This window comes from Bacteroides sp. MSK.18.37 (assembly GCF_019129155.2).
Classification (GTDB): domain Bacteria; phylum Bacteroidota; class Bacteroidia; order Bacteroidales; family Bacteroidaceae; genus Bacteroides; species Bacteroides ovatus.
Map to the genome: position 1 here is coordinate 7,037,500 of NZ_JAHOIB020000001.1, position 15,487 is coordinate 7,052,986.

A 15,487-nucleotide genomic window follows, 5' to 3' on the forward strand; every position below is an offset into this window, starting at 1 on the left:
TGTAAACTAGAAAAGAGTATGAAAAGAGAAATCGCTATGATTGCCTTCGTATTGTTAGGCATGGGTATGACAGCTTCTGCACAATTCGGCAAGAAGATTAATTTGGGAAAAGCGTTACAAGCCGGTAAAGACGTAGTATCAGCCGTTACTTTATCTGATGCGGACATCGCCAACATGAGTAAGGAGTATATGGTATGGATGGATGCTCATAATCCATTGACCAAACCTGATACTGAATATGGCAAACGTCTGGAGAAATTGACGGGACATATCAAAGAAGTGGATGGACTGAAACTTAACTTTGGTGTATATGAAGTGGTAGACGTAAATGCTTTCGCTTGTGGCGACGGTAGTGTACGTATTTGCGCCGGTCTGATGGATGTGATGACGGATGAAGAAGTGATGGCAGTGGTAGGACATGAGATTGGCCACGTAGTTCACACAGATTCTAAAGATGCCATGAAGAATGCTTATCTCCGTTCAGCCGTGAAGAATGCAGCAGGTGCCAGCAGCGATAAAGTAGCCAAACTGACCGACTCCGAGCTGGGAGCTATGGCTGAAGCTCTGGCAGGCGCACAATATTCACAGAAGCAGGAAAGCGAAGCGGATGATTACGGAGTAGAGTTCTGTGTAAAGAACGGTATCGACCCGTATGCAATGGCTAACTCACTGACTAAGTTGTCCGAACTGTCGAAAGATGCTCCACAAGCTTCTTACCTGCAAAAGATGTTCTCGTCACACCCGGATACCATGAAACGTATCGAACGTGCGAAAGCAAAAGCAGCAACCTACGCTAAATAATAACGGACATCGTTCCTAAATCAAATAAAGGAGGAGATACTGCGGTTGACAAACCAATGTATCTCCTCCTCTGTTTTTGATAAAAAAGGACACACTATTATTAAAAAATCATTAATCTATAACATAGATTTGCATAGTGCCCTGATTTCTTGTAATTTCGACCCTATAACCATTTTAATCCATTTATGGAATTTCTTATCATACTTCTCTTACTTGTACTGAATGGCATTTTTGCCATGTATGAAATTGCGCTGGTATCATCCAGCAAAGCACGTCTTGAAACACTTGTCGCAAAAGGTAACAAATCAGCCCGTGGAGTTTTAAAACAATTGGAAGAACCGGAAAAATTCTTATCTACCATTCAGATCGGTATTACGCTGATCGGTATCGTATCCGGTGCGTATGGTGGTGTGGCTATTGCCGACGACCTCGTTCCTTTCTTTTCCCTCATTCCGGGCGCAGAAGCTTATGCACGCAACCTGGCAATGATTACTACCGTAGCAATCATTACCTATCTTTCTCTGATTATCGGAGAGCTAGTACCCAAATCTATCGCTCTTAGTAATCCGGAGCGATACGCCACTTTGTTCAGCCCGGTCATGATTCTCCTGACAAAGGTTTCTTATCCTTTTGTATGGTTGCTGAGTGTCTCTACCCGGCTACTGAATAAACTCATCGGTTTGAAAAGCGAAGAACGCCCCATGACGCAGGAGGAAATCAAAATGATTCTCCATCAAAGTTCGGAACAGGGTGTGATTGACAAAGAGGAAACGGAAATGATACGTGATGTGTTCCGCTTCTCCGACAAACGGGCTAACGAACTGATGACGCATCGCAGAGATCTCATTATCCTTCACCCTGATGATACGCAGGAAAAGGTGATGAAGACAATCGAAGAAGAACATTATAGCAAATATCTGTTGGTGGACGAACGGAAAGATGAGATTATCGGTGTAGTTTCCGTAAAGGATATTATCCTGATGATAGGCAGTAAAAAGCTGTTTAACTTACGCGAAATAGCCCGTCCTCCCCTCTTTATTCCGGAAAGTTTATATGCAAATAAAGTTTTAGAGCTATTTAAGAAGAACAAAAACAAGTTCGGAGTTGTTGTTAACGAGTATGGCAGCACAGAAGGCATTATCACACTGCACGACCTGACCGAAAGTATCTTCGGAGACATCCTTGAAGAGGATGAAACGGAAGAAGAAGAAATCGTCACAAGGCAGGATGGTTCGATGCTGGTGGAAGCTTCAATGAACATCGACGACTTCATGGAGGAAATGGGGATTTTATCCTATGAAGATCTGGAATCGGAAGACTTCACCACTCTGGGGGGATTAGCCATGTTCCTGATTGGCCGTATCCCGAAAGCGGGAGACATCTTCACCTACAAGAATCTGCAATTCGAAGTGGTGGACATGGACCGCGGACGAGTAGACAAACTGCTTGTCATCAAACGGGACGAAGAGCAGGAATAGGATAGCAAAAAACGAGCAATAGCTCACTATATTTATATTAACTTAAAGCACTTAACGATGAAAAAAGTAATTATGTTAGCAGCAGTCGTAGCTGCTTTGGCATCATGCCAATCAAAAGCAAACAAAGCCGCAGAGGCTCAAGCAGACAGTCTAGCTCTTGCTATGACTCCGATTACCGAATTGACTGAAGTTTATGAAGGTACTCTTCCTGCTGCCGACGGTCCGGGTATTGACTATGTACTGACCCTGAACGCTGCAACTGACGGTGTGGATACTGCGTATACACTGGATATGACTTACCTCGATGCTGAAGGTCAAGGACAAAACAAGACTTTCACTTCAAAAGGAAAACAACAAACAGTACACAAGGTTGTGAACAAAAAACCTGTTACTGCTGTTAAGTTAACTCCGAAGGATGGTGAAGCTCCGATGTATTTCGTGATTGTAAATGACACCACTCTTCGTCTGGTGAACGATAGCTTGCAAGAAGCTGTCAGCGATCTGAATTATGACATCATCAAGGTAAAACAATAAAATAAACCTAACCCTAACCAGTAAAAAAAGCTCTGCACGGAACCTTCGTTCTTGCAGAGCTTTTCGTTTTTGGGAGTCTTTCCTCATATTATTCCAAGTATTGTTTCAACTGATTCTTCAATTCCTCCGGATTGCTTGGTCTTTGTGCCTTATATTCTACAATAGTTCCCTCCCTATTAACAATAATAAACTGAGGAACTGAAAGCCCGGCGAAATTACCTTTCTCATCATAAGTGACAAACAACTTCTCCACTTCAACAGAAAATTTATTATTCTCAACACTATTCTCTGGTCGATGATAGGTGACAAAATACCCATTTAATAATCTTTCATCCAATCTTTTCAAACAGGCATTCCAATCCTTGGGTTCATCTATTGAAATAAAAAGTCTTACAATATCATTCTTTTTGAAAAAATCATCTGTTTTTTCATATTCTTTGAGTTCTGCCAGACAGGGTTTACACCAAGATGCCATTACATCAATATATACAATTTTTCCTTTAAAATGCCGAAGCAATAACTCAAACGAACTAGGATAATTCAAGCATTTGATATTAGACTGCACTGATTGCTCCTGTGCAGTAATGATTAATGATATCAAACAAAAAAAGAATAAAACTCCATTTGTTTTAATGCACTGTTTCATACAACATAGATTTATTGTTAAATAACTGTGATAAAGATAGTGTTTTATTCGATATAAATCTTCTTTATTTAATTACATTCTTTCCTTCTTGCAGACGTTTCAACCGAAGCAATGCTTCAATGTAGTAATAATCTGCATAAATAATAGAAGCATCTATCTCGGAATGAGCCGGCCAATGTCCTACACTATGCAACAGGAATGACGGTTTGCTTTTGCCACTCTGATAACTGTCAGAGTTCAGGCTTGCCAGCATTTCAATAGCTGCATCTTTATAACGTTTTCCTGTTCCATTCGGGAGGTAAGTGGATAATTCAAGCAAAGCAGAGGCCACCACTGCCGCAGCAGAAGCGTCACGCGGAGCATCCGGTATTCCCGGGGCACTGAAGTCCCAATAAGGAACCTTGTCTTCCGGCAGACGTTCGAGATAGACATCTGTCACTTTCTGCGCGAAATCAAGATACTTAGGATCTTTCGTTTCACGATAAACTACCGTGTATCCATAGATTGCCCATGCCTGACCACGCGCCCACATGGTGCTGTCAGCATAACCTTGGTGGGTTACTCCTTTTATCAGATTACCTGTAATGGTGTCGTATACCGCTACATGGTAAGATGTATAGTCGGGACGGAACTGGCATTTCATCGTTTTATCGGCATGAGAAACGGCAATATCATATAAATAAGGATTTCCACCATTCTTCGCTGCCCAGAAAAGCATTTCGAGGTTAATCATGTTATCCATGATGGTGTTGTGCGGCCAGTTGCGAGGTTCCACTTCACGAGGCCATGAAAGGATGGTTCCTACGATGGGATTGAACAGAGTAGCCAACGTATCGGCTGTATCAAGAATCACTTGTTTGTAAGCCGGATTCTTGGTCAGGCGGTAACCATTTCCGTAGCTACAGAACACGAGGAAGCCCAAATCATGGTCGAAAGCCGGAGTCTTGGAAAGGAACTCCAGAGAGTTCGTGAACTTCTCCGCTTCTTCCTGAATCTGTTTATCTTTCGTATATTCGTAATCATACCACAATACTCCGGGCCAGAAACCGGCACACCATTCTTCCTTCGTCGCTTTCCGACAATTCCAATGATGTTCGTCAGTCATGATATTACGTGGCATCATTGTATAGTCGATGCCGGAGTCTGTTTTCAGTTCCGCAAGCGTACGTTGTGTCTGCTCTACACAATAGTCCAATGCCTTATTCACATCCAATGTACCGGACGGCTGATGAGCACACGTACAGAAACCTAACATTACAGCCAAACCTACTACAATCTTTTTCATCTTAATCTGATATCTTCGAGTTAATTCTTAATCTTTATTTCTCTTTGTCAATTATTGATTGGTCAATTACTTATCCATCCGAAACCAATCGACATCTGCCCATCCCCGATTGCCTTCATTCGGAGTCACACAGAATAGTCCGACTTTGGCTCCAATCCATTTGCCTTGACGGGCTGTGAAAGACTCTCCCACTGTCGTATATTTCTTCCCGTCCAGACTATAAGCAAATGTACAAATGGCTCCTTTCCGAACCTTTACCTGTAAATAAACTGTTTGCCATTCATTATCTGCTACTCCCGGCATCTTTAGATATTTTACCGGAATGTTTGCCAATTCTTTTATCTGTTCGGGATTTTGCTGTTCCGCATCCTTACAAACTGCCTGTTGCAGAATAAACTGATCCCCCGCCTTGCGAATAGAAAGATAACTATAATCCCATCCCATCACAATAATTCCGGTTTGTTCTCCATCCTGCTTGGCAGTAAATGTCAGCTTGGTCGTAGCTGTAAACTCTTCAGCCGGGAACTTTTGCATCAACAGATTAGGAACTTCCCAGAAGTTCACAAACTCTTTCGAAAGGCTGCCTGCATAAAGACGGATAAATCCCAAATCGGTAGTAAACCCGTAAGTGTCTTTTTTATTGGCATGCCATTGCCATTGTAATCCCAAATGCCGGGTATTGAATTCGTCACTCTCCGGCGGAGTAACGATCGGATAGGTCTTTCCCACATTCGGTTTCTTATAAGTCGTTACAGGTTCACCGCAACCGTCTTTATCCTTGTCCACTCCGATTACAGGCCAGTCATTTACCCACATCATCGGATTCAGATGAATCACACGTCCGTAAGCGCCTTTATCTTGAAAATGGACGAACCAGGATTCTCCTGTGTTGGTATCTACCCAACCACCCTGATGAGGTCCGTTTATCGTTGTCTTTCCTTGTGCCATCACGATTTTCGATTCGTAAGGGCCATAGATGTTCTTTGAGCGAAGTACCAATTGCCAACCGGTTGCTACCCCTCCTGCCGGAGCAAAAATATAATAGTATCCGTTGCGTTTATAGAGCTTCGGTCCTTCTACGGTATGATTCTTTCCATCATTTCCGTCGAACACCATCACCGGATCGGAAATAACTTCTGTTCCCTCAGCATTCAGTTCGCAAATAACTACGATGCTATTCACTCCGCTACGACTACCAGCGTATGCATGTACAAGATAAACTTTTCCATCTTCATCCCAAAGTGGTGTCGGGTCAATCATTCCTTTCCCGGCTTTCACCAATACAGGCTTGCTCCATCTTCCTTTCGGGTCTTTGGCTTTAATCATATAGATTCCATAATCCGGATCACCCCAGTAAATGTAGAACTCTCCGTTATGAAAACGAATAGCCGGTGCCCATACGCCTTTACCATGCTGTGCCTTATCGAAGAATTCTTCCGACTCCTGAACCGGTAAAGCACAGTTTACTAACGACCAATTCACCAAATCATTAGAATGAAGAATAGGAATTCCGGGAATACAATTAAAACTGGACGCTGTCATATAGAAATCATCTCCGGCTGCACATACATCCGGATCCGAATAGTCTGCATGAAGAACCGGGTTCTGATAAGTTCCATTCCCCTTATCAGCCACCCAGGTCTTAGAAATTTCTTGTGCACCTGCCAATGAACAGCAAGCCATCATTCCTGCTAAAAACAGAATCTTTTTACGCATATACCTTACTAATCAATTTCATTCAAAACTAGATTCGTTACTCCTAAAAACAGGTTCTTTCTACCTTATATAAAAACCAAGCACTTTTAAAACTGAATCCTATCTCTGATTTCAAAACAATCTATTTACTGACCTATTTACTTATATATACGAAAGGGATTAGGTAAATACCTAATCCCTTTCCAACTTTTTTCTATTTATCCAAGATTATTGTAAAACAATCATGTTATATTACCAACAGCTTTTTCTTTACTCTTTTGCAAACATCAGGGTTCCGAAACCTAATTGGTCATAACCGCCGCTATTAGGTCCATAATCACCTGCCCCACCATCGGAATTTCCGCGTGATGCATTTTCACGCATTTTATCAACCCACATCTTAGCATAGATGCTTGATTTACCATAATCCTGCGCCAAACGATTCACCAGCTCCCACGCAGGACGCACTTCACCACGTGAATCCTTTCCCTCTCTTCTTTCCTGTGCAGAAATGGTATCCCAGCTTCCACTACAATTTGTATAAGTAGTATAAGGCAGATCATTATCTGTATATCTGAAACCGGTCATCTTCCAACTGGCACTTGAACTACCCGTTTCAGCACCACCGATATTGTATTTAGCCACATACTCACACATAGCCAATGCCCGTCCGTCATCAAAGATGAAAAGGTCTTCACCTACATTCTTTGCCATCTGACAGAAAGCACCCAACAGACTGACACACAAGGTAGCATGTCCCTGGTCACGACCTGATTCCTGACATTGTCCCAGCATTTCATTACTATCCGGATCTAAATGTATGAAAGGAACGCCATTTCCTATATTTCCCGAACCAATACCGAATTTGAAATATTGAATAGCTTCATTGATTTTAAAGTTATCATCCGCCAAAATACCGATAGAAAGTAAAGCTGTCATCGCAGATAAATCCCAGTTGAGCCAATAATGAAGTGCACATTCATTTCCATTGTGCGTAGACAGGAATTTTGTGATATGAGGATAAAAGACATCTGCAATCCATGCTTTAAACTTAATGAAATCAGCTTCCTGCCATCCTGGATAAGAACGCATAATCTCCGCTGCATTTGCTATTTGATGTACCTGAATAAAAATCAAGAACTCGTTCGGATCTATAAATTCACCTTTATCATTCACGATAAATCCTGTACATGTTTTAGCCCAGTCATTCAAAATAGCTACAGCAGCATCTGCATACTGTGCACCGTCAGTCTCCGACAATTTCCATCGAAGGGCCAATTGATAGGCTGCGGCAGCGTCCTTCATCAACTTCGTGTAGTTATTCCAGTCATTGGGATATTTGCCTGCCCAATTATTTTGATCGAGACGCGCCAATAATTTCACCGGAGAAGCCTTATAATTTGATTGTGACAAGCTATTCCCACCACGACTTAAATGATCGAACGCATTTTTCCAAGGTTGCGCACCGGCTTGCACTTTTCCTTTTACAAACTCAAAATCCGTTTCTGTATGAAGCATACAAGGATGCTCCAAAGTCGTAACATAATCCTTCACTTCCGGCCAACTACTCATATCATTAGAGCCGTCTTCTATTTCGCTACATGCTAAAAGCGTGGTAGAAGTCAGGGCAAGAAGCCCTGCTCCTATTATTGTATATAATTTCATCTTATTCATGGTAGTTATTCGTTAGTATTGTTTTCACTATCTACAAAAGCTTGAAGTTCCTCTATGGATTTGAAAGAACGAATCCAGTAAAGATCATAAGTCTGAGCTGTTTCCGGGAAATCAGCAATTACAAACTTACATTGCGACAAATCAAAGACCTGATTCCAATCTGTAGGAGTCACAGTTTTATATTTTGACTGTAAGTCGTAATACAAGACATTTGGCTCCGTAGTCGAAATCTCACTTGCACCCAGAATCTCGTATCTATTATTAGCATCTCCGCCTGTTCCAAAATATTCAGGACCGATTTTCTTAATACCATCATCAAAGATCTCTAATTTAATACAACCATTGGGTTTGTTCTTTCCTGGAACCAATTGAGATTTAAATCCTACCTTAATGGCAAAATATCTATAATCAGCAGGAGTTACATTTACAATTTTTCCTTTACCACTTCTTGCAAGCCATAAGTCACCACGGTATCCGGAGCCCATCTGAACAGTGGTCTTATTTCCATCAGATGAAACAACAGACGCATTGTTGCCATCCAAATACCAATTATTATCCAGTCCATTACCCAAACCATTACCTAATGAATACCAGAAACGTCCATCGGCAACTGTGACAGTTACATTTTGTACAACAGGGCCATAAGAAGCTGTTATCACAGCAGAAGCGGCCTTAGTAGTATGTACTTTCAATTTTCCTGTTTTATCTACACTAATCATATCAGGGTTATCACTTGTCCAAGTCAGTAAAGATGCAGTAGCATCTACAGGATCTAATGTATATTTGATCTGGTATTCCTGTCCGTATCCTAATTGATTGAGTTCTTTATCTTCAGTAAATGTCATTCCAGTAATTGGAGTCACTATTTTAACTCCTATGTTGCAACTTGCAAATACAGGAGTCGAACTAAAATCATCAGCAGTCACCGTAATAGTTGCATTACCTTTACTGATTCCAGTTACCAATCCCGTCTTTTCATCTACGATAGCTACCTCCGGATTACTGCTTGCCCACTTATATCGTTTAAATGTAACATTTGACGGTTCTGACACAACTTCCAACTGATATTCATCCCCAGCTGCAATCTCTTCCACTGGTTCGTTCTTTATATTAATAGATGACATGTAGGTATATTCCTCCAAGACCTCAACAGTTCTGGTTACGATCGTAGCTTCCGGACCGAAACCGATTTCCGGCGTTAATGTAATAATAGCTTTTCCTGCTTTATCCTTAGTCACGACCTTACCTTCCCGTGTAACAGCAACAATAGATTCATCCGACGAAGTCCATTGCACATTAGCATCGGTTGCATTTTCAGGTGCAATACTCCAAGAGAGTTGCAGTTCTTTGTTCTTCAGCAGACAAATTGTTTTATTCCCTGCATCATATTGAGTTTCGTTAAGAGTAATGGTGGACACTGTAATCATTTCGTCCATCTTTTCTCCTAAATCCTTATCATCATCACATGAAGTCAGACCTAAAAACGAACAAGCCGCCAGTCCAACAAAATATTTTATATAATCTCTTTTCATGATTCTTATTCTTTAAGTTATTCAGACTTGATTATTGCCATCCCGGATTCTGTCCCAAGTTCGGATTCAACTGACACTGATCTACCGGAAGCGGATACAGGTCATTTTTACCACCCCAGCGCCGACTATTTTCCAAGATCAAACAGCCATCGGAGTCTTTTGCCATATTAGAAGCGCCAGCCCATGAAGTCGCAAAATCAGTTCCTGTCCATTTCACTCCTAGAATAGGTTTAGGCATCTCTACAATAGCAGTATTCCAACGCTTTAAATCATCAATTCGGAAACCTTCATTGTACAATTCGATGGTACGTTCACGACGGATTTCCTCTCGCATATTCAAACTGTTTTCTGAAGCAAAAGACGTAGTCAGTTTAGGCATATCCGGGTTTACACGGAGACGAACCAAATTCAACGAGATATTCAAAGCATCATCCAAAGCTTTGCCAGTGGTTCCCAACTCATACATAGCTTCTGCATAATTCAATAAAACTTCTGCATAACGAATAATCGGAAAGTCGTAACCTTCAAATGTATCAGCCACCTTACGTTCCGTACCCCATTTTTGGTTTTGATAACCGGAACCTTGGAATACATTACATGTAATGGCATTGGTCGCATCTTCCCCATCCATACCTTTCCAGTCAATACGCGGTTTGTCGTTATCCCAATATTTAGTGCCATGAGCCAGAAGACAGTTCTTCATGCGATTATCACGATTTTCAAATTCCGTAGTCAGACCTCCATAACCTTTAAAGACGTCAGCACTCTTGGCATGGTCAATAGGTAGCCCATTGCTACAAAGATACATATTCACAAATTTACGATTAATATATTGCACGTTCGCTACACAACCATGTGTGATATTAGTCCCGATCGGAGCAATCGTTTCATCATGACGACGATAGAATATATATTCTTTATTGGCACTCTTAGTCAGATTCGCAGGATTAGACTGTACATTCTCTAAAATGAACAGGTATTTATAAGCCATCTCTCCCAATGCTGCTGGTTTGAATAGCTCGAATTGCTTACTGTCGATAACTTTTTTCGCCGCATCCGCTGCAATACTCAACAATGCTTTGCCACGTTCTTCATTATTGCGGTTTTGTTGCCATGTGCCTTCATATAAAGCAACACGTGAAAGGAATGCATAAGCTCCCCATTTTGAAATACGCCCTTCATCGTCTGTCGTAATTGTTTCCGGTAATACTTCAGCCGCATCCTTCAAATCCTGAATCACGAAGTCAATCACTTCGCTACGGTCATTGCGGCTCATGCGTAACTCGGGTGAAGTAATATCCAACGGTTCTTTAGTGATAATCACATTGCCAAACAATTGCACCAAATCAAAATAAGAATAAGCACGGAAGAACTTCGCTTCTGCTACATAGCGACTAATATCACCGTTACCGGAAAAAGACGCCGCTTTTTGCAGCAACAAATTGCAACGGCGGATATGGGCATAATTGCTGGTATAGTTACCGTCTGAAGTAGGAATCGGATTACTACCATTGCTGTACATATTTACAGAACTGGAAGTCATCAAGTCCGAACGCCAGTCAGAATGTGCACCATCAGAAATTACCGATGTAAAATCACGAGTCCAACCATAGAAATTAGTTGCAAAATATTTAAAATCATCTGCTGCCCCCCATAAGTTGCCATCTGCCAGTTGGTCCTGCGGATCAAGATCCAGACACGAATTCAGTGTCAGACCAAGCGATAAAATTAAAAGAGCTTTCTTATATAGTTTCATATTCTTCATACATTAAAAAGTTAGATTTAATCCGAAAGTCACTGTACGGACAAAGGGGAAACGTCCTGCTGCTGATACCTTACGGCTAGCCTCCGGATCCCATCCGTCGTTAATTTTAGAATATTCCCAAAGATCAGCACCTGCTACATATACACGACAAGAACTAATTGCTTTCGTTTTAGCTAAAAAGGCAGAAGGTACATTATATCCCAATGTCACATTTTTCAGACGAATGTAAGAACCATCTTCCACTGACCAGGAAGAAGCCTGATAGTTGTAGTCATTGATTTCATTCTTATTACTATATGTCGGATAATAAGCACCTCGGTTTTCGGGACTCCACGTGTTACCTACCGATTGATTCGAAGTGTTCAGATATAATGCTTTCATCGGTATACGCCAAATCTCATTACCATTATTATCTCCCGTACGGAAGATTGTACGTTGAGCAGCACCCTGGAAAACCAATGATAAATCAAATCCCTTCCATTCTGCTCCTACATTAAAAGAGAAAGAGATTTTCGGATCATCTGTACCTAAATAAACAATATCATTCTGATCCAGTTTGCCGTCATTATTTACGTCAGCGTACATATTATCTCCCAAACGGAAGTTTTGTTCTGTCAGTCCGATAGTATTACCAGTCAGGAAGCGATATAGATATTTTTGACGTTCTTCTTCTGTCTGTGCTTTGCCGGCATAACGCAAACCAAAAATACTATTCAACGGATAACCTTGCTGTTTATCAACAAAACCGGATTTCAGAACTGAAACTGCACCAATATCCGTCAGTTTATTCGTATTAAAAGAATAAGTACCTCCTACATGATAAGTGAAGTCTTTTCCAATCTTATCAGACCAGTTTACCATGACTTCCCATCCATGTGATCTAAATTTTCCATTGTTTGACATACCTGCGTTATCACCCAGAACTCCCGGATAAGAAACATTAATCAACATATTATCATTACATTTCATGTATACTTCGGCAGTACCTGTCAGACGGGAATTGAACAAGGAAAAATCCAATCCTAAGTTATAATTCTTAATGCGTTCCCATTCACGTCCCAGAGAAGCGATTTTACCATTCGTATCTATGATAGTGCCTTTGTTAGGACCGATATAGGCTCCGCTTTGAGATTCAAATTTATAGAATTGTGTACCATCATATCGATCAATACCACTCTGGTTACCAACTTCACCATAAGAAAGACGGATTTTCAAATCATTCAACCATTTGATGTTCTTCATAAACGCCTCTTCCGTAATACGCCATCCACCGGATATTCCATAAAAGAAGTCCCAGCGATTTTCCGGTTTAAACTTGGAAGAACCATCATAACGCATATTTACTTCCAATAAGTATTTTGACTTATAGTTATAATTTAAACGAGAATAGTAGGACATCACAGCCTCATGCCACTTCGTACCATGTTTATCTGTCAGATTTACCAGACCTGCCCCATTTACAGTTTCCAACGAGTTCTGTATATCTTTCACCGATACACCAAAATAATCATATTCTTTCAATTCATATTGAGTACCAACCATTGCACTTACATTATGATGCTGCGCAAATGTATTGTGATAATCAACATAACCTGCCATAGAATAGAAGTCTGTACGTGAACTTGTTTTCTCGTAAGACGACTCTTCCTGTTTGTAACCGTCGGCCTTGGTGTTTATCTTGGTTCCCGCATAATTATAAGAAGTAATAGCCATCTTCTTTATATCACGTGAAGCTACTCCGGAGTTATAACCGAGATTTGCTACTACATCCAGATGTTTATTAATATTGTAAGTGAATTTCTCACTGATATTAATTTCAGATACTTTCAGTTTATTATCTCCACCCAGTTCGGCAAACCAAATCGGTGACAACCAAGTTCCCCACGAATAAGGTTTTCCATCAATCGTAGAAGCCGGAAGTCCCGGTTGCGGATAACTGGAAGTCAATGTTCTATTCAGTTGTGAAGGAGCCACCTGATCCTGGCGGTTATAGGCTATCACAGATTCAATAGAAAAGTTATCAAAGACTTTCAGTTTATTAGTCAAACGAAGATTGAAACGCTGATTGTTATTATTTCCCCACTTCAAGTTACTGTCATCATACATATACCCTACGGACAAGCGATATAAATTCTTTTCTGTACCTCCGGAAACAGCTAAGTCATGTTGCGTAGAATAAGAATTGCCGAACAACACGTCTTGCCAGTTGGTATCCATGAACACGAAATCCATTACATCTGAATAGCTGGGAGCGAAAGGATTTGCACTGTGATCCAAATCAATGTATTTACCTTCATTAGCCAATGCCATTTTCGCATATTTCACCCATGAGTAAGAATCCGGCTGACCATCGTTCTGACAAGTCTGTAACACTGCATTTGCCCACTCGTTCATAGTCATCAACTCCGGCTGCAATCCCACCATCTTGTAAGTGTATGAACCGCTATATTCTATTCTCGCTTTTCCTTCCTTTGCCTGCTTAGTGGTTACCAATACCACACCACCTGCAGCCCGGGAACCATAAATAGCAGCCGATGCATCTTTCAGAAAATTGATAGACTGAATATCAGAAGGGTTGATATTACGCAGTGCATTTACACCATCATAAGCAACTCCGTCAATAACGATCAATGGCTCCGCATTATTTGCAGAAACAGAACCACGCAATTTCAAGCCCCAGCTCTCATCTCCCGGAGCTGCCGAATTGCGAGTGATCGTAACACCCGGAACCTGACCTTGCATTGCCTGTAACGGACTTGACATCGTTCCTTTATTCTTCAACATTTTATCAGATACCACTGTTACAGCACCAGTCAATGTCTCCTTTTTTTGTGAACCGTATCCCACTACCACAACTTCGTCCAACACTTCGCTATCTTCCTGCAATTTTACATTTATCACAGTTTGCGCAGCCACATCTATAATTTGATCCTTATAACCAATATAGCTGAATTTCAACTTAGCTCCAGCAGGTACACCAATCGTATAATTTCCGTCAATATCCGTAATAGTTCCTTCTGTTCCTCCTATTACAGTAATATTCACACCAATCAATGGTTCGCCTGTTGCATCAACGACTTGACCTTTCACTTTCTTTTGAGCCTATGCCACTACTTGACTATCTTTCATGTTTGTATCGGCCCACGCCTTTGAAACAGGACAAAGTCCCAGCATTAATCCTAACGCAAACACCGCTGTTTTGTTAGGTCGCGAATTAAATATTAATCCTCTTCGTTTCATAAAATTAAATTTGAGGTTTAAAAATAGTATTAAATTTTTGTTCTCTAAAATAAGGTGAGGCATACAAGTACCTCTTTGTAAATTCTGACTCCTTTTCCATAAGCACAAAGGGTTATTTATTAATGAATAAGATTATATACAATTCCGGAAAAACTCGCGCATTTCACGACGTCCCAGAAACAGATGGTTTTCCACCGTCCTGCAGCTTAAATTCAGTTCATTTGCGATTTCCGGAGACGTTTTATTTTCGAAGCGGTTCAATGTATAAATTAACCGACGTTGTTCGGGCATAGCAGCCAAGCGGGTCCGTTCCATTGTCATTAAATCATCACCGATAATTTTTTCTTCGGTTTCATTGGTAGAAGTGGACATAGTATCATAGATGTAGCTGTCTATCTCCTGTTTCTTATAATAACGACGGATATAGTCGATTACGATATTGCGGGCAATGGTGAACAAGAAATATTTCACTGTGTCCGGACGGAGCATTTGCTTGTAGTCCAGCAGACGTACAAATACATCCTGGGTTAGATCCTCCGCTTCGTAGCGATGAGTGATACGATAAGTAATATAGGTAAGAATCACCTGATAATATTCTTCATAAGAACGGGTGATAATGTTGTCGGAAGTGTTAGCTGTTGTCTCCATAATACTATCTTTTTCGGTTTTGATCACGATGCAAATATAGAGGTGATTTTGGATATAACAGCTCGAAAACAGGACAGAGTAATCTCCAAGAATCCAGATAGACTTATTTGCATATATATCATTATATATCAAGAAGTTACATTCACAACAAACAGAGTCTCATTTTATAATTTGATACTCTATTTACTA

The 15,487-nt window shown here is 40.8% G+C and carries 10 protein-coding genes and 1 pseudogene; 3 read left to right on the plus strand and 8 right to left on the minus strand.

Annotated elements, in window-relative coordinates; genetic code table 11:
* The first annotated feature begins 18 nt into the window (after positions 1-18).
* From KSX81_RS27830 to KSX81_RS27840, 3 genes are all read left to right on the plus strand, one after another.
* A complete protein-coding gene (locus KSX81_RS27830) occupies positions 19-801 on the plus strand; it encodes a M48 family metallopeptidase (RefSeq protein ID WP_008774941.1) in 783 nt (260 codons plus the stop codon).
* Positions 802-986: 185 nt separating this feature from the next.
* Complete coding sequence (locus KSX81_RS27835; protein WP_004305907.1) at positions 987-2,279, plus strand: hemolysin family protein; 1,293 nt, start codon at positions 987-989, stop codon at positions 2,277-2,279.
* A gap of 57 nt (positions 2,280-2,336) precedes the next feature.
* Positions 2,337-2,813 (plus strand): copper resistance protein NlpE N-terminal domain-containing protein, encoded by a 477-nt coding sequence (locus tag KSX81_RS27840; protein ID WP_004296964.1) that lies wholly within the window; start codon positions 2,337-2,339, stop codon positions 2,811-2,813.
* Between the two features lie 88 nt (positions 2,814-2,901).
* Here the strand turns inward: KSX81_RS27840 and KSX81_RS27845 are convergent, their stop codons facing one another.
* From KSX81_RS27845 to KSX81_RS27880, 8 genes and pseudogenes are all read right to left on the minus strand, one after another.
* Complete coding sequence (locus KSX81_RS27845; RefSeq protein WP_004296965.1) at positions 2,902-3,459, minus strand: TlpA family protein disulfide reductase; 558 nt, start codon at positions 3,457-3,459, stop codon at positions 2,902-2,904.
* Positions 3,460-3,523: 64 nt separating this feature from the next.
* Positions 3,524-4,744, minus strand: a complete 1,221-nt coding sequence (locus KSX81_RS27850) for a glycoside hydrolase family 88 protein (RefSeq protein ID WP_217725640.1) — start codon at positions 4,742-4,744, stop codon at positions 3,524-3,526.
* Positions 4,745-4,810: 66 nt separating this feature from the next.
* The gene (locus tag KSX81_RS27855; protein ID WP_217725641.1) at positions 4,811-6,460 is read right to left on the minus strand and encodes a glycoside hydrolase 43 family protein; all 1,650 of its coding nucleotides are present in this window, start codon (positions 6,458-6,460) and stop codon (positions 4,811-4,813) included.
* A 249-nt stretch (positions 6,461-6,709) separates the two neighbouring features.
* Positions 6,710-8,113 carry an alginate lyase family protein gene (locus KSX81_RS27860; RefSeq protein WP_217725642.1) on the minus strand — a complete coding sequence of 468 codons (1,404 nt, stop codon included), beginning with the start codon at positions 8,111-8,113 and terminating at the stop codon, positions 6,710-6,712.
* Between the two features lie 5 nt (positions 8,114-8,118).
* Positions 8,119-9,645: an Ig-like domain-containing protein gene (locus tag KSX81_RS27865; RefSeq protein WP_217725643.1), complete on the minus strand. Its 1,527-nt coding sequence runs from the start codon at positions 9,643-9,645 to the stop codon at positions 8,119-8,121.
* Positions 9,646-9,676: 31 nt separating this feature from the next.
* Positions 9,677-11,410: a RagB/SusD family nutrient uptake outer membrane protein gene (locus KSX81_RS27870; RefSeq protein ID WP_410492453.1), complete on the minus strand. Its 1,734-nt coding sequence runs from the start codon at positions 11,408-11,410 to the stop codon at positions 9,677-9,679.
* A 3-nt stretch (positions 11,411-11,413) separates the two neighbouring features.
* Positions 11,414-14,713 (minus strand): annotated as a pseudogene (locus tag KSX81_RS27875) (SusC/RagA family TonB-linked outer membrane protein).
* A gap of 69 nt (positions 14,714-14,782) precedes the next feature.
* Entirely contained in the window at positions 14,783-15,298 is a 516-nt protein-coding gene (locus KSX81_RS27880; RefSeq protein ID WP_008021654.1) for an RNA polymerase sigma-70 factor, read from the minus strand.
* Between the last annotated feature and the right edge of the window lie 189 nt (positions 15,299-15,487).